This window comes from Cysteiniphilum sp. 19S12-1, from assembly GCF_052030685.1.
Taxonomy (GTDB): domain Bacteria; phylum Pseudomonadota; class Gammaproteobacteria; order Francisellales; family Francisellaceae; genus Caedibacter.
Genome location: NZ_JBQAJM010000038.1, coordinates 1 through 16973 on the forward strand (window position 1 = coordinate 1; position 16973 = coordinate 16973).

At 36.4% G+C, this 16973-nt stretch carries 10 protein-coding genes; 4 read left to right on the plus strand and 6 right to left on the minus strand.

Annotated elements, in window-relative coordinates; genetic code table 11:
* Nucleotides 1–35 precede the first annotated feature (35 nt).
* Nucleotides 36–6395: an AAA family ATPase gene (locus ACTS4L_RS10130; protein ID WP_440651992.1), complete on the minus strand. Its 6360-nt coding sequence runs from the start codon at nt 6393–6395 to the stop codon at nt 36–38.
* A gap of 224 nt (nt 6396–6619) precedes the next feature.
* Here ACTS4L_RS10130 and ACTS4L_RS10135 point away from each other — a divergent pair, with 224 nt between their 5' ends.
* The 4 genes from ACTS4L_RS10135 to ACTS4L_RS10150 all read left to right on the plus strand — a co-directional run bounded on the left by ACTS4L_RS10135 (nt 6620) and on the right by ACTS4L_RS10150 (nt 9471).
* Nucleotides 6620–6898 (plus strand): hypothetical protein, encoded by a 279-nt coding sequence (locus ACTS4L_RS10135; RefSeq protein ID WP_440651993.1) that lies wholly within the window; start codon nt 6620–6622, stop codon nt 6896–6898.
* A gap of 50 nt (nt 6899–6948) precedes the next feature.
* Complete coding sequence (locus tag ACTS4L_RS10140; RefSeq protein ID WP_440651994.1) at nt 6949–7353, plus strand: hypothetical protein; 405 nt, start codon at nt 6949–6951, stop codon at nt 7351–7353.
* Nucleotides 7354–7730: 377 nt separating this feature from the next.
* Nucleotides 7731–8492 carry a ParB/RepB/Spo0J family partition protein gene (locus ACTS4L_RS10145; protein WP_440651995.1) on the plus strand — a complete coding sequence of 254 codons (762 nt, stop codon included), beginning with the start codon at nt 7731–7733 and terminating at the stop codon, nt 8490–8492.
* Nucleotides 8493–8517: 25 nt separating this feature from the next.
* Nucleotides 8518–9471 carry a hypothetical protein gene (locus tag ACTS4L_RS10150; RefSeq protein ID WP_440651996.1) on the plus strand — a complete coding sequence of 318 codons (954 nt, stop codon included), beginning with the start codon at nt 8518–8520 and terminating at the stop codon, nt 9469–9471.
* A 75-nt stretch (nt 9472–9546) separates the two neighbouring features.
* Here the strand turns inward: ACTS4L_RS10150 and ACTS4L_RS10155 are convergent, their stop codons facing one another.
* The 5 genes from ACTS4L_RS10155 to ACTS4L_RS10175 form a co-directional block, all read right to left on the minus strand.
* A complete protein-coding gene (locus ACTS4L_RS10155) occupies nt 9547–9882 on the minus strand; it encodes a hypothetical protein (protein WP_440651997.1) in 336 nt (111 codons plus the stop codon).
* Between the two features lie 62 nt (nt 9883–9944).
* Nucleotides 9945–10649 carry a tyrosine-type recombinase/integrase gene (locus tag ACTS4L_RS10160; RefSeq protein ID WP_440617928.1) on the minus strand — a complete coding sequence of 235 codons (705 nt, stop codon included), beginning with the start codon at nt 10647–10649 and terminating at the stop codon, nt 9945–9947.
* A gap of 1 nt (nt 10650) precedes the next feature.
* Nucleotides 10651–13560 (minus strand): Tn3 family transposase, encoded by a 2910-nt coding sequence (locus ACTS4L_RS10165; protein ID WP_440617929.1) that lies wholly within the window; start codon nt 13558–13560, stop codon nt 10651–10653.
* Nucleotides 13553–14653 carry a PDDEXK nuclease domain-containing protein gene (locus tag ACTS4L_RS10170; RefSeq protein ID WP_440617930.1) on the minus strand — a complete coding sequence of 367 codons (1101 nt, stop codon included), beginning with the start codon at nt 14651–14653 and terminating at the stop codon, nt 13553–13555. The genes ACTS4L_RS10165 and ACTS4L_RS10170 overlap by 8 nt, the downstream gene beginning before the upstream one ends.
* A 183-nt stretch (nt 14654–14836) precedes the next feature.
* Nucleotides 14837–16912, minus strand: coding sequence for a TcdA/TcdB pore-forming domain-containing protein (locus ACTS4L_RS10175; RefSeq protein WP_440651998.1), 2076 nt, complete (start codon nt 16910–16912; stop codon nt 14837–14839).
* Between the last annotated feature and the right edge of the window lie 61 nt (nt 16913–16973).

The window sequence follows — 16973 nt, forward strand, 5'->3', positions numbered from 1 at the left end:
AAGAGACTGAAAAACAGTCAAAATTATCTCCGCATTCACCGTGGGACTATCGATGCCAAATAGTCGGGGACGCTACAACGGGCATAAATGGCATTGTTAATGGCATTCACATCAAAACGCGTCACCTCTCTTGGCTGCAATGGCACAGTAGAAAGGTTAGAAGAAGCAGTATTTGTAGCTGTAATTTCATTCGCTGTATGAGCTGCTTTAATATATTTAAGAACTGGAACACGCTCACTATACGCTTGCACCTGGCTCCATTTGACCTCCTCAAATTGCAACATCGACTCATAACGTGATGGCCACTTGCTAAATTGAACAGCTAAGCTGTGGCGCGTTTGCAATAACTTATCATGATAAGCCCCTGGGCTTTTCACATAACGTAAACGACGATCAGCATCAACGTAGCGCAACACCTCATCGTATAATGCTCGTTGATCAGCACGTAAAGATTGTTTAAATTCGATTTCTCGCGCACGTATCGCATCAATATAATAGCCTTTCTGATAATCAGCAGCATGTGCTTTAAAGGCTTTATAGATCTGTCCTTTGCCATAATCTAATGACAAATCAAGTGCCAGCATTTGCGCTAATATCTGATTATCCTGATCTTTTACTTTGCGGTATTCACCAACATCAATCACTAATTGATGACCATGTGCTGCCTTATTGAGCTTGAGCACATCGATACGCTTAAAGGTGTTTTTCAACAACTCATCTTTAATTTGACCGCTACTAACGTAAGCTTTATGCGCTTTTTCATTTTTAATATCTGTCAAACGACTGGCTTTAGCTTCTAGCTCAGCAATATTAACAGTTGGGTTTTCAAGTCGTCTCGCTTGACGGATTTGCGCCCATGCCTGCTTGGTTTTTTCCATTGCAATATCGTAATCAGCCAACGCTTGATAAACAGATGCTTTTTGCGGGTCATCAATTACTTTAAGACCTTCAGCATATTGATGTTCAAGCGCCTGTATTGAAATGGTTTTAATATCACAGTCTTTATGTCCTTTTAGATAGAACATATGCTTACCAAGATTTTGCATAATCTCATAAGCAATAGCTTTGTCTTTCATGCCTGACTGTAGATAGGTATCAATACGATCTTTAGCTGCAAGACGCGCTTCATGTAAGCCAACATGATAGATAAAACGTTTTGAGTAAAAATGCGGGAACTTATCACGCAATTGCTTCTGGCTTTCTTCATCAGTCGCTAAAAGCTCAGGATTTTTTTGCGCAAGCTTATAAGCCATTTCATTACGCACGGCAATGGTGTAATAGTAATTCTCTTTAAAGTTTGCAATCTCTGCTTTAAGTGAAGCTTCTTCAATATTTTCTTTATTTGCTTCATCCGCGCTAGTCGATTTTCTAAGCTCAACCAACTGCGCTTCAAGCACCTTTAATTCCTTGGTCATATCAGAAACCGTGCGACAAATATCACTGTGTCCAGTAATCGCATCAAAGGTTACCTGATCAGCGGCACTTAAATCAGCACGTACCTGGCGCAATTTCTCAGGCAGTGCTACCTTGTACAGTGGCAACCACAATAAGCCTGCCTCACGCGCAAGGCCATAATAGCCTTTACTATCTTGCGTAAACTGATAAGCCAGTTTTTCTAACTGTGCTTGCGGTGTTTTTGGATTCAAATAGGCTTCAATTTCTAAACGCTTAGTCTCTCTGGCATGCGCTTTTTCAATACGCTCAATCGTTGCTTTTAAGCGTGACTCATCTTTGATCTGATACTTAAGAATAGATTGGTAATCAACACCCTTCTCAATAAGCGCATAGGCAGTGCGATCGGCTTTTCTGGCAAATTGTGCTGAGGTGTTAGCATAAGTCTGTAAATGCTTTGGTCTAAACACAGAATCAACATAAACATGACCATCAAACGCATGTTGTGTTTTCTTATAATAGCGATAGCTTTGATAAGAAGCATCCAAGTAGTTTTTAACTAAATGTATATCCTGATGCTTGGTTGCTGAGGACAACCCACGCAGTAACATCACCTTCTCAAGCTTTATCACATCGGCTTTTGCTTGTTTGTAGACATGAGCAGCCTGTAAGTGATTACCATAACGCTTGCCATCTTCAAGCAATGCCTTGGCTTCCTCAAAGCGTGATACACTTTGTAAAGCTGATTGATAACGATGTACACGATCATAATTGCTTGCAGCTTCACGTAATCGCTCCAGATCAATCTTCGCAAAATCAATGGCTCCACGGTACTGATCAAGATTTTGTACAATATCATATGCCAAAGCATCACGCTGATAACCATAATGCTGCGCCATCTGACGTAACCTATCTTTGCGATCACTAGGTGATTTGTATTGCTCATAATCTTTCTGTTGTTCGCTAATGCGATAAAATGCTTGCCAGTTTGTTCGAGCGCTTTTTGCCAGTGTCAAATAGTCATTAATCACATTAACCGATTGACGGTATTCTTTGGAGCCCCTTAAAACCTGTAAGCGTCTATCAAAATGCCAGTTAGCAATATTGATGTCTTTCCAGCCATCATTAAAAGCATGTTCAACATAGCCACTCATTATCGCAAATTGTGATTTAATCTGATGCGCTACCATCATCTGTCCAATGGATGTTGCATCAGATGATCTAAAGCGATCAACCAGATTGTTTGCGGTTTTATGCTCCTTGGCGTGTTGCTTAAGCTTATTTTGATCAATGTGGAAAAAGTCACTGACTTCTTGAGCAACATCAGAAGATGCTAAGGTTGAAGCAACCGCATTTCTCGATTGCCTTAATAAAGCACAACGCCTTGAAACTGCTTCAATTTTTTCTTTATGTTTATTTTCACTCTCATTATTATCAGAATGATCATCACTTAGTGATTTCAGACGACGAAGCTCTGCATAGCTTTCAAAAAGCGCATGATTTCGTTGAATATAGTCTCTGGCATCCTTAATAAAGACGCGATACTCCACACCAAAGTGTGCAAAGGCTTTTTCATACTGAACATTAGCCGCCTGATTGCGTAGCTCATTGATAAAGTCAAATGCTTGCGTCTCTGTATCAAAAGCTTTAAATATATGTCGCTGATAACTGCTTAAATCCTCTATAATCTTAGCCGCTTGCTCTGGCTGCCATAGCTGTTTAAGTGTATAGGCTTTAGCAAGCGCGTGAACTTGATCATGCTTCTCATAGAAATCATACGCCTTATTAAGTGTCGCACTGGTAATACGATTCGCATGTAAGCTTTCCGTTAGATCAATGGCGTTGTTTTTAATGCGATGAGCTAACACACCATGATCAACTTGTAGCTGATATAGATCATCCCACAAGTCTTGTACTTTAGGATCATTTTGCGCATCAGCCAATGTACGCTCACCCAGTGCCTCATTAATGGCTTTAGATAACTTGGCAATCTCAATACGCTTATCCGCAAATGAGGCAACAATCCGCGCCTCTTCTCTAACACGTAGCATGTCACGCTGCTCATCACTGATCGCAGCTTCTTTGCGTGCCAGTGTTTTCTCAACATACGCCTGATAATTCGATAAATACAACCATGCATCGTGTAGCTTATCCGCTGTTTTGGAAACCAAGCCTGCGGCACGATCAGCAACATGCTCACCATCAAACCCACGGTTAATCGCAAAACGTACCGGATAATCATAAATATGATCTTTTAAACCACCGCGCGTAACCACTTCTTTAACATGATCAAGATCATTAAAGGTTTCACCATCAACAAATAAATCAAAGCTCTCTCGATGACGTGTACCACCCACTAAGAACAAATGACGATCCCAACCTACCGAATCAACATCAGCAAGCGTATGATCGAAAGTGGCACCCTGTAGTTTATGAATTGTTGCAGCATAGGCATAGTTAAAGTGATTATACGCAGCCGGATCAAACGTAATGCTTTGCCCTGATTTAAGCGTCACAGTAACATGCTTTTTATCAACCGCACTCACCGTCCCCATAAAGCCATTCTTAACACCTAGCTTCTTATCATTGCGCGTAAACAATAAGCGCTCACCAACCGCAATGGTCAGCTGCTTTCGATTGTCATTCTTAAAGCTAACACCACCAGCAAGCTTTCCTTGATCAACCAAGCGCTGCCGCGCCATTTTATTAAGCGCATCAATACTATCATTCTTATGCGCTAACATTATAACTTCAGATAGTGGCGCGCCATCATCAAGATGTGACTGCCAACGCGCAAGCATCGCAGTATGCTTATCTTTAGCTTGATCATAAAAATGAACATGCCCATGCGACTGATAAAGATCAAACCCTTTACCTGTCTCCTGCGTCTCAAAATGAACCGTTGCCTCTCGCTGCCAATCTTGCTTCTGACGAATAATATCCGTCATCTTAGAAGCTCCAACCTCATCAATAATTGAGCGCATCGATGCACCTGGTCCAATCGGCTGCGTTTGCTCATCATCACCAATACCAACAAGCTTAGCTTCAGCTTGCACGACATGCTTCATCAAGCGATGCGCATCATCCAGTGCCAGCATCCCAAACTCATCAACGACAACTATATCACGCTTAGATAAGCGTAGATGCCCTTTATCTAGCTGATACAGTAAAGAAGCAGCAGTATGTGATTTAATATCAGAAGAAGATTGCAGCTCAGCAGCTGCCGCACCAGATAGCGCCGTACCCACAACATTAAAGCCCGCTTTTTGCCATATCTCATTAGCAAGCTTCATCATAAAGCTCTTACCTGTACCCGCAAAACCAACGGTCACACCAATGGATTTACCTTGAAGTAAATGACGTAATGACTGCTCTTGGGTTGGACGTAAATCATAGGACTTTAATACTTTAGCAATATCAGTATCAAAAACATGAAAGCCTTTACGCTTATTAAGCATTCTAGCCATATCACGCAAATCGAGCTCTTTATCAAAATGCAGCTTGGTGGTGTAGCTGTCTCTTCCATCAATGCCAACGCCCAAGTAGACCAACTTTTGATCTTGAATAACCTTCTGATAAACCTGATTAAAGTTTTGCGTACCCACTTCATCGTGCTCAAAAACCGATTCTTTGATCTGCTTATCACTAAAAATCCCATGATTGGCTTCAAGTTTTTCAATCACCTGATACGTCAAAGCAGATTGTGAAAGTGGCAAAACAGGTTGATTATCAGTCAAATTAGCTTGATGAGCACCTACCGTATACTTATCAATATCGCCCTTAATGTCAGAGGATAGACTAGAAATCACACTATTTTGATCAATAGAAGTAGCATCATTTTTTGAGTTCGTGGCGATTTTAGCGTTTGAATGATCAGAAGATGGATGGTCATTTGTAGGATTTTCAACCTCAGTGTAGACGATGTGTTTTGAATCAGAAGCTATTTTTGCGACAGAATCATGAGAAGGTAGCTGGTCATTGACAGGGGTCTTTGGTGTATTCTCAGTATCATTTAAGGTTTTAGCTGCCAATGGTAAAGGAGAAACCGCTTCATTTTGCCCACCCTTCCCTGGCGTCTCATCTGCACTTTCTTCTGTCTTTTCTTTTATCTTCTCTTTTATATTTTCTTCTTTTTCTGTATTTTCATGCTGCTGATTTTTAACAATACTCAACACCTCATTCGGTACTGCAAAGCGTGATAATTCCTCTTCAACATGCGCTGAATCGATGCAAACATGTTCCTGCTCAAGCTTCTTAATAATAATTTCTGGATTGTCTTGAATCTTTAATAAATTCTCAGCTTTGATTAATTGATTTTGCGCTAATTTATACTTTTGATGTTCGCTGTCTTTCATGTGTTTAGCTTTACCCACTTTCTTCATGGGCACCAAATCAAGGTCACGATCAGCATAACTTCTATGGTCAATTTGAACATCTAAACCTTTTCGCTTGGCAAATTCATTAACACACTCAGACCACTCACCTCTGACCTTAAGATACATTTCCTTAAGCTCGCCCATCTTCAATTGCAACTTATTACTAAAACCTGCTTCAGTCAATTGACGCATCGGCATTAAAATATGAAAATGGGGATTGTTCTTTTCCCAGTGAATGGCAACATCAGCAAATATACCATCAACAGCAATATACTTTTTAACAAACTCATCAACCAACTCTTTGGCATCAGCAAAACTAAATTCCAATGGAATAGAAACATCATCATGAAAACAAAGTTGTGCACGTGGATGCTTTTCAATTAACTCTATGCGATTCCAAATTTCATCAGATAACTCTTTGCTTGCATCAAACTTTTTTACCCAATCAGGGGCATCCTCAGGCAAATAACTCTTTTTAAAAACAACGTGATTCTTATCACTAAAGTCAATTGTCTTGTCTAGGCGTATACACTTTTTTGATTCTCCACGAATGTAAGCTGCGGCAAATACCGCATTAAAGCCTTCTGCTCGCTTACCGAAGTTTCGGGAGTAGTGATAAATCGCCATCTAGTACAATTCAATCCTTATATTGATACCCTGTACTTTAGCAGATCGCACAGTAAGTCGCAAGACTTACACAAGTGCGCATTAGGTTAGGAACGCAAAAAACCAAGATGCCGATATGGTCACAACCTAATGTTCTAATGTATTCGCTACGCTCATGTTTTCTTAAGAGTCCTTTGCTGCTATCATAGACCTGTCATAATCGGATTAAAATTAAGGAAGTTTTGATGGCTGCCAAGAAAAAGACACCACAAGAACGTAAAGCGGATATTCAAAAGCAAATTGATGATCTTAAAAAACTAGAAGCAAAGATTGATAAAGATCGCGCTGATAAAGTTGGTAAGTTGGCACTCAAATATGGTGTAACAGATTTAGAGGATGGCATCATTGAAAATGAGTTTAAAGCGATTGCCGAAAAATATAAAGAAGACAAAGAGATGCTTGATAAACTGGATGATGAAGTAAAAAAGTCATCATCAGAATCAACCGCAAGCGCACCGAGTTAACTACCCTTTCAGTACGTGAACGCAAAAAGGACTCACGGCAAAAGTTCTTAATGGGTCTTGCGTTTGAAAAAGCAAACCTTGAGTTGTTCTTAAAAACACAATGCACATTTTGTAAATTATCAGCAGACAAAGTTAACCATTATATAAACTCAACATTTGCAACAGCAATCTGCAAAAAAGCCATTGAGCTAATTGAAAGTAATGTGCAAGAGCATGATTTTTATAAAATCGGTTCTGCGGTTTTTAATGCGCGTAATTATGAATACCAAAGTAGTAAACGTGATCAACTCTTTGCCCTCTTTGGCCAGGATTACGAAAAAATACGTTTCCACAATATTGTGCGCTTGGGTGGTGACATCATCGCATCAGGTTTGAGTGAATATCACAAGGCAACCGTCGTGGGGTCAATCCATTTCATTGCCAAGCAATATTTCAACATAGATCATACATTGTAAAGTCAATCATACTTCATAACCACAATGTCGTTGTCGATATTTCTCAGCACACAACAACTCGACACACTTCATAAGTGCACCCACCCTTCTGCCAAGTAAGTAAAGTTACCATGGCACTTATTCGGTCTCGTTGTTTTTGATTTACCATTATGATTATTTATTCTTTTAATTTTATATTTTATTTATAACAATCATTTAGATATATAGATTACTATTTTAAATAACGATTAAAGACGTTTTAAATCGATCTACAAGAAGTTCTAAAGCAATCTGTTCGCGCGTACAGATAATTAATAAAAAATATTTTAAATTAATTACTTGATATTTCCTGTTTATAATGATAAATATAGCACTATAAATATTTAGATGGAATTATCATGGAAGTTATTCAAATTAACCCAACTCAATGTAAGCGATGGGAATTTGCCGATCGATCTGCCTTTGAATTTGGTGACATTCATGCCCTTGGCATGGACATCAAAAAAAATGGTCAGGTTGAACCTATCATGGTCAGACCTCTTAAAAATGATGCGCAATACCAATATGAAGTGATTGCCGGCAGCAGACGGTGGAAAGCATGTCTTGAGCTCGATATTGATTTAAGAGCCATTGTTAAAGATATTTCTGACGAACAGGCTTACTTCCTTCAGTTGCGTGAAAATGAAAAACAGCCTATCTCAGATTACTCCAGAGGCATTCATTTTCAGAAGCTCCTAGATAGCAAAAAAACAACGGTTGCTGAAATCGCAAGTTACCTGCATTGCTCAAAAGAGAAAGTATACGACTTATTGTCGTTTAATAAGGTCCCACAGCAAATTTGGGATGCTGTGATCAATATGGGTAAGGTGAGCTGCCGATCGTCCAAGGTGATCGCTCTATTAGCTCGTAAAGGCGATGAATATATCGCTGCTTTAATTGAAATCGCTGAAGACATCCGCAAAGGCGCAGGCTGCAAAAAAATTGAGAAGCTTGTTAATGAGATTGTTCATGGTGAACAAGATATTAGTGACCGTAAGGAAATAATCAGTGATGATGGCCAAGTTATCGGTAAGTGGGTTAAAAATACCATCGTCTTTGATCAGAGCTTCACAATACCTCAAGATCAAATTGAACAAGCACTAAAGAAGTTGGTAAACTAAGGGCGGAAAATCTAAGGAGAGAAAAATGGAACTTTTAAATGCAATTAAATCGCTTAGTGTTTTTGCTGTTTATCTTTTTTACCAATGGCTTAAATGGGCTTGGTATATTGAAATAATAACAGGTCTAATTGCACTTCTACTAATCATATTTATCATTGCTGTGTTTGTTGAATCAGTTTTAATCGCATATAGCAAGCCTACCATGTTTAATGATAAAGAAACTCATATCTTAGGAATGTTCACAAGTAAAAAAAATATGGAAAAAGATAAGGACTATGGTACACCTAGAAGCATGAGCATTGTCTTTGCCTCATGTTTAATTGCATTTTTTTTAGCAACATATTACCTGTTCTGGATACCATGGTTAGGCATAAAAATTGCTATTGCAATAGCACTCATTGGTTCTATCATCTATTATTTTAAAATAGTTTATTATTATGGTTATACCATATTACCATTAATATTTACGATAATGCTTTTAGCACAGGTGCTATCAATATTAAACTTTAATTTTGGATTACCTGATTTTCCACCACACTATATTTTTGATTGGTGGGGTTTAGGAATTAATTCAACAAGCAATAGTGTCCACATTTTACCATTCCCAAATATCACTGTTAATGCAACTGATTACGCGATTAATTTTAATCAATACTATTATTTAGCATTATTACTAATAAGTTACTATGGTATTTTGTTAAATATCTGTAATTATTTCAAATGGCGAAACAAAACATATGATCCAACAATGAAAACAACAACGGGATCCTCAATAGAATTTTTAGACAAAGTCGATGTAAAAATTAATGATCAATATGATACACAAATATTATCCAAATTAAAATTAATTGGATTTAGTGATGATAGTATCAGTATAATAACATCAAAATATAGTGACCTAATAATTTCTGAGATATTGCACGATATGACTAGAGAAAACCCAAATAATCAAAAAGAATATATTATTAATCGGTTATGATATCAGTAGTATTGTACTTATCACATGACAACGCATAACCACAGTCCATTGCAAAGATCCTATACACATCTATTTTTATTCATTATTCTGACTGTAATATTTCTCGAATAGCGTTTTAATTTCAAGTAAAAATTTTTTATAATCTTCGTGTTCGTATGTTGGTTTTGAAAACTGAATTTTCCCATTTGAAAATATGTCTAATTTTTTTTCATTATAAACTAATGACTCAATAATTGTTGCATTCTTATTTGTTTTACCTTCTAATTCAGATTTTATTAATCTTGCTATAACTCTTTCGCCAGAACCCTCTCTAATAACTCTAGCATGCTTTATTAAAGCCTTTATATATTTATCACCTTTCTTTATCAAACTTCTAATATAACCAGCAGTTCTAGCTGATACATTACTCATATCTGATATAGCATTTAGGCCTGGTACTAAGGATCGTGCGCTGAGAGGTAAAGTTGAGCCTATCATATAGGAAAATCTTTAATATTATCATCATAACTATCTTGCGCTTCTGACAAAGATAACTTTGAGTAGACCTCCAGAGACTGCCTTGTTTCATGGCCTGAGTACGGTTGAATAAGTGCATCATCTATTCCTTTTTTCTTAAGCCAAGTAAATAGAAAATGCCGTAATTTATGTGGTGATATATTTTGCGTCATTCCAGCTTCTTTACTGTATTTTTCGAGAATTTTCCGAATTCCTCGATCAGAGTAAGGCTTAGCCCATGATGATGTAAATAAGCTGGAACCTTCATCTTTTTGGACTTTTGAGATATGTAAAGCCAGCGTTTCTCGAAAACTTTTTGGAAACGGAACTATACGCTCTTTTTGTCCCTTGCCTGAGTTAATTTTAATCTGGCATCTATCTAGGTCAACATCGCTTATTTTAAGGCGTATTAGCTCACTTACTCGAACGCCAGTATAAAGGAGTGTTTTAATAATTAACACATCTTGCATATTCTTACTTTTCCAGACAATATCATAGTACCGTCTGATCTCATCTTCTGTTGGCACGTAGGGTAGTTTCTTAGGCTCTGCTTTAACTTGAACATCTAATACCTGCCTTAATGCAACGAATACGGCGCGTAAGTAATTATAGTCTGGGTTCTCATGTCTAAAATGCTTTGCAATTTGCAGTGCTTTTTTTCTGGGACTTGTTCTTTTATCCATGTCAAGCCACCTGTAACAAAGGATGATTAATTGGTAAGCGCTTATTTAGATCGAGTAAAAACACACCATAAGGGTTGATATGCTCACTTAATAGCGGCGTGATGGCACGCTTATCTTCTAGCGTCATTTTGTCAAGCCACCCAGACTCAATAAGTACTTGCTGCAACATCAAGGTATTAATTAGCGTCATGCTTAGTTGAAGCAAATGCAAACACAATGTTGATAGCTCTAACTCAATAGGATTATTACTTTTTAATGCGCCATGATTTCCATAAAAAATAAAATCATTGACACCATTCCAACGCTCAACCGTATTTAAACCTTCATGAATTTCTCTTCTTAGTGCTTCAGAACTTAAATAGCGACAGAGAAAAATGCTTTTTACTGCTTTACCAAGTTCAGCTAGCGCTTTATATGTCGGGTGTTGTAAGTTATTTCTAGTGAATCGTTTCATAATGTTTTCAGCATTAGCTGTGCCCAACTTAAGTGCAACAGTATATTTCACGATTTGCTCATATTGAGCTTCTATTAACTCCCAATTAATTGATCTTGAGAGTATATCTGTTAAATTACTATATTTAGCAGCATCTTGTTGGGCGGTGTAATAGAGTTTTTGAGTATGAATATTGTTTAAACGTGGTAATAAGTTAAAGTTAAGCATATATGAAAAAGCAAACCCCACTTCGCTTTGCCCATGAGTGTCAACATAACTTTTATCAACATCTTTATCCGTTGAATGTCTTAGTATTCCTTCAATCATTGAAGATACTTCTGAAGATACACAACTCTTTAACTGTGAATAAATACAGACAGAATTACGATCCACGTGCCAATAAACCATAACACCTTTACTATGATAACGAGGATGCCAGTAACTCATTAGATTTTGATCCGATGCCTTGAAATGTTTGGAATCTGAAGCAACTGATGTCGTGCAATGTTGCCATATCTCTGGCATTTGTACTTTTAAAAGATAGTTAACCATTTTGCGAATGGCTTCTTTAAAATTGTCGGGATCAAAATACCTTAGTTTAATGTGTTGTAAATCTTGGTAAGTTACATCCTTATTTCCAGCGCTCATGCTTTTTAATCCAGTGTTAGTGCCGTAGGCAAGTATTGCAAGTAGCAAACGTTTTTTAACTATTTCCTTATCTAATCCCTCTTTACTCCCGCTAGGCACAAAGTCCTTGATGAAATCAACAAATACGTCTGCTTCTTTCAAAACATCAAGCAAACTGGTTGATGGCCAACGTTTAAATACTTCTTGCTTAATGGCTTCTAGTTGTGGTGGCTCAGGTTGCTCTTTTAATGGTGTTAATTTGATATGTCCTTTTGGTCGTTTTAAAATACTAACGAGTTTGTTTTTAGGTAGATTGAGGTTAAATTCATTGAGATGTTTTGTGAGTGATTTCTTTAGTTTTGTGACAAACTGTTTAGCGTCTATGGGCTTATCGAGAATTTCGTGATATGCCTCTTTTTCTTCTTCAAAGTCTTGAGGCAAATCCTTTTCAGGATCTCGATACAAATATGCCCCTTCAACCCATATTTCTTTAACTCTTAATTTATTCCTCAAGTTATGAAGGACACATAATTCATAATCAATGCGCTTAATACAATCACCTTGTGATGTTTCTTCAATAACACATTTTTCGTGTGATCGCTTAACTGCACCGTTAATAGGAATATTTTCTTCAGCAGGGTAATAGGTGCTGCTATCACTTAAATGTTGTTTAATAACTGACAATGCTTCGATAACAGGTTGGTAGCTTTTGTTGTTAGACCGAAGGGTAAGCAAGCTTATAACTGGTGCCAGCATTTGGCGGTAATGTCTAGCGTATGACGCCCTTACTTTATCGTAAACTAGGCTGTTATAAGTGATGGTATTATTTTTATTTTTGCTTTTAATTGCTAGCAACTTATCTTTTGAAATGACTGGGTATATTGCGTTTTCAATAACTTTTTTCTCTTGAGAAACGATAGTATCAATAAGCAACTCAAGTATCCCTTTGCGATTACAATTTTCTTTAATTTCAAGAACCGTAGATAACTCATTTCTCAGCTTATTTTCACCACTAACAAATACTTTGTGTGTGAGTTTAATTAGCATTTCAACTAAATTGTCTATTAACTCTCTTTGGCGAATAAAGCAAAATATACTTAATAGCGCATATCGCGTTACTTCAGGCATTTCTTTTATAGCACTAGGATACTTGGTCGAAATATTTCGATAGTGCTTTTTAAGCTGCCCTTCGGTTATCTCGTTCAAACAATCTGGCAGCGTTAACATTCTTAAAAAACTTAATTTATCGGCTTCTGTTTTTATGCTTTTAACTGACATGCCTTGAGGCCATCGCTTAATATAATTTAAACGAGACATACTACTATCCTTAGCAAGCATCAATCCGTCTAAGTAAGCTTTAGTCTCAAAATCTAAAGCCCCAGATATTAACTCAAAGACATCTTGGTTATGTTGATGAAGAGCGCTCTTAATAATTTTGTTTAAGGCATTATCGCTTGTCTTTTCAATTTTATTTTCTTTTAAGTACGCATAAACTTTTTCTTTCAGCGGATCTAATTTAAATAATTTTTGAGTCTGAATAAGCTCGTTAGCATATGTCTTAATGAGATCCTCATGTTCGGAAGATATAGTACAGATGTTTAAATAATCTCGAATTTCTTTTCTATAGTTAGTCAATGACTTTTGTGTTGGGAAATTAATTTTTGTTGAGACGCCCAATTTTTCAGCTAGTGTAGTGACCAGTGAGCGTGAAAAGTTTGGTTTTTCAGTGAAAAAAGCATTACGTTCCTCATAGTATTTAAAATACAAAGCATAAAATAACTTATATTTCGCAATTTTATCATGTATTAAAGCAAGAACTTCTTCACTAAGATGAGAGTTTAATCTAATCATTATGCCTCTCCTCTAGTAATAGACGTTTAATATGGGTTTCCCTTGCGGTAGCAATCGCTTTGCGTAGGTTATCTTCTAAAATTTCTTTGGGTGGTAATTCTGTTAGGTATTGAGCAACATGAATGCCGGTTTTATCCATTTCAAGATATTCAATATCATCATGATCTTTGCCGGCACATAAAATAATACCCATAGGCTTTTCTTCGTAGTCAAGACGTTCATTTTTGTCCAGCCAGCTCAAATACCATTCCATCTGACCTTTATAAGCTGGATCAAAATCACCAAGTTTAAGGTCAATTGCAATAAGGCGACGCAGTCGACGATTAAAAAATAATAAATCCAGATACCGATCCTTTTTGCCAGTACTCATGCGTTTTTGTCTAGAAACAAAGCAAAAATCAGTTCCAATCTCTTGTAGGAATTCAGTGATATTTTGCAAAATCATATCTTCGAGTTCTTGCTCTGAAGCATAAGAATGAGCACCAATGAAATCTAAAAAATAAGGCTCTTTAAATGTCATCTCTGGCGTCATTTCATCGTTATTTTTGAGCTGACCAATTTGAGCTTTAATGACCCCTTCTGGTTGCTTGCTTAAACCAACACGCTCATAAAGCATTCCATTAATCTGCTTTTGCAATGCTCGAACGCTCCATTTCTGTACACGGCACATTTCAGCAAAAAAGTCCCGTTTTAAGTGATCATCAATACCACAAATAATCACAAAGTGAGACCAAGATAATTGTCGCGACAGCGTTGAGACAATCTTGCGATCAGGATATAACTTAGCAAATTTAATCATACGAAATAAGTTGGCTCGACTATAACCTTTACCATATTTCAATTTAAGTTGGTCGGCTAAAGAACTTACGATCATTTCACCATAGTCAGCTCGGTCGGATTGTAGTAGGCGATCATTGATGCGCTCGCCAATCAGCCAGCAAAGCAATACTTGAGCTGAATTATACTCTCTGGCAACATGATTGCGCGCCTCTTCAATAAGCTTGGTAACATCATGAAACAAATCAATTGCACCCTCTGATGAAAGCATATCAGGTGTTGAAGCACTTATTTCTGTTGGTATTTTATCTGTCATGTCAGCTATCCTTTATAAAGTTCCTATAATGACCAGTATCGGTAAAGATGTGGGTCATTACAGGCAAATCAGATAGCCTATGCTAGCAGAAAAAGTGCGAAGTATGAAATACTATTTTAAACTAGGAAATTTAAGCAACTTTACCTCTCAGCACATGATCCTTAGTACCAGGCCTTCCTACAGCTATCGCATTGATGGCCAGTTTTTTCCAATATAAGACATTTCAACCTCGCGCGATCTCAACAGGTTCGATATAGCATACTCACTACCATCATCAAAAATGAGGTTTATGACTCCTTCACTCGAGCTGTAAGCTGATATCAAACTCTTATTTCTTGGATATATAGAAGAAGATAAAAGGTTTCCTGTATAACGTAGCCTTGGGTCATACTCTTTCTCATATCTATCACCGATTGAATAATATATATCACTTCCTATATCACTTCTCATGAAGAAAAAAGTAGGTGCCAAATACGTATCATTATCTTCCATGAATCTAGCATATGGGTTTACCATCAATGAAATGCTTTTTGTTAGACTCTCTGGGTATGTAAATATTTTATTAAAAAATCCATTATTTAGCTCAAAAACAAAATTATTTGAAAACAGCAGTCTGGGCTTGCCCTTTGTCGATAAAAATGCGGTTTTTAAATTACTTGATGAAACACTTTTCATGTCTTCATCTGATATAAACTGTTTTATATGACCTACCAACTCTTGATATCCATTATTTTTTGTATACCATAACCCATTTTTTAAAATAACATTAAGACCGTTATCAGTTATAAAAGTTGCACTAATAGGATTATTTTTTGATATCCAATGATCAAAATCATGAGTAATGCCAGATATATAATTATAAATTTCATTTGAATTCATATAATAACCATCTTTGAATTTTAGTCTAAAATTGTGAAGATCAGTCATATTAAGTAGTTTTGTATAGACTCCATTAGCTTTGTTATGCACTATTAAATCTTTTCCATCTAACTGAATAACTGCTTCTCTAAAGTAAAGATCATTTATTTCAAGATCAAAATCTTTATGGCTTTCATCAATGGCTAAAATAAATGATGTTTGTATTTGGCTAGTAGGTAAACTTAGGCGCTTTAAATTTTTATTTGCATAAAAGACAAACTCAGTATTTTGATTAAATAAATCAGACATTAAGTCTTTTGACAATATCTTAATCTCTGAAGGATCATTTTTAAGATGTATGTTAACTAAGTTAGAGTTTTTATCATAATCGTAACTTAGTATACTATTATTTTCAGACCAACCTGCAGTTTTTAATTCCAGCCTATCATCTTCATTAAAGCTTAACATGAAATTTAAAAATGCATTATCTTTATCACCTTCATAAGCAACTGTGTAGGTAAACTCCTTAGGGAAATCAATTTGATGATGGTTATGATTTTTTAACAGGTATTCTCTAAAATCTTGTACAGAGCTGCCTTTTATATCTTGAATCTTTAGATGGGCTTCATCTAAATTATTAGATTTATAGACGGCTGCATAAGGCTGAGCATTAATCTTACCTCTATTAATTATTAATTTTAATAATACACTAAAGCTATTATCACTAAACTTATAAAAGGGATTTCCATTATTATCAACGGTGAGTATATTATCAAGACCTACAGGTCCAATGTCATAAGCTACAGGCAAACCAGTTCCATAACCTTCAAAAAAGCCTATTCTATTATTTAGGGGGTAAGGTGGTAAATATAAAAAGTAATCTTTATGGACCACAGCAGTAGTTTTTCCAGACCTTAATTTGAGCTCAACCGGAATTGCTGTATTTAAGTTGAGTTTTTTAACTATTCTCATAAGACCATCCTTCATAGATGGGCGAAATTCATTCTTACTCTCAAAAACTAATGTTAATTGTTTTGTTTTCTTTATGCAGTCTATACTGACTATCAAACTCAACTTATCAGCCATCAACTCGCCATTATTCGGCCAATCCGAGGTCTTTATCTCAGAATAAAGTATTATCTCATTTGGAATACCATCTTTGAAATCAATCACTTGATCACCTAAATATAATGAAGAATTTTTCATTGTAATCTTTTCATTTAGGCCTGAATGAATATCTTTTATTGAACTAATATCTAATGTCCACTGTTCACTTTTTGATTGACTCGGAGTTATTTCTACTTTTACGTTATCTTCTGGCAGTTTTAATAAATATTCACCTCCACTTCCATAAAGTTTATATAACAACTTATTACGTAAGTCATTATTATTAGATGACAATTAGCTTTACCGGTCACGACAACTAGAATTGCCGGTCAAATCATGTAGGCTATTCCTTAAT

What these genes read in the sequence shown, in the direction of transcription:
- ACTS4L_RS10130 (WP_440651992.1), bottom strand. Translation starts at nt 6,395, where the DNA reads ATGGCGATTTATCACTACTCCCGAAACTTCGGTAAGCGAGCAGAAGGC.
- ACTS4L_RS10135 (WP_440651993.1), top strand. Translation starts at nt 6,620, where the DNA reads ATGGCTGCCAAGAAAAAGACACCACAAGAACGTAAAGCGGATATTCAA.
- ACTS4L_RS10140 (WP_440651994.1), top strand. Translation starts at nt 6,949, where the DNA reads ATGGGTCTTGCGTTTGAAAAAGCAAACCTTGAGTTGTTCTTAAAAACA.
- ACTS4L_RS10145 (WP_440651995.1), top strand. Translation starts at nt 7,731, where the DNA reads ATGGAAGTTATTCAAATTAACCCAACTCAATGTAAGCGATGGGAATTT.
- ACTS4L_RS10150 (WP_440651996.1), top strand. Translation starts at nt 8,518, where the DNA reads ATGGAACTTTTAAATGCAATTAAATCGCTTAGTGTTTTTGCTGTTTAT.
- ACTS4L_RS10155 (WP_440651997.1), bottom strand. Translation starts at nt 9,882, where the DNA reads ATGAGTAATGTATCAGCTAGAACTGCTGGTTATATTAGAAGTTTGATA.
- ACTS4L_RS10160 (WP_440617928.1), bottom strand. Translation starts at nt 10,649, where the DNA reads ATGGATAAAAGAACAAGTCCCAGAAAAAAAGCACTGCAAATTGCAAAG.
- ACTS4L_RS10165 (WP_440617929.1), bottom strand. Translation starts at nt 13,560, where the DNA reads ATGATTAGATTAAACTCTCATCTTAGTGAAGAAGTTCTTGCTTTAATA.
- ACTS4L_RS10170 (WP_440617930.1), bottom strand. Translation starts at nt 14,653, where the DNA reads ATGACAGATAAAATACCAACAGAAATAAGTGCTTCAACACCTGATATG.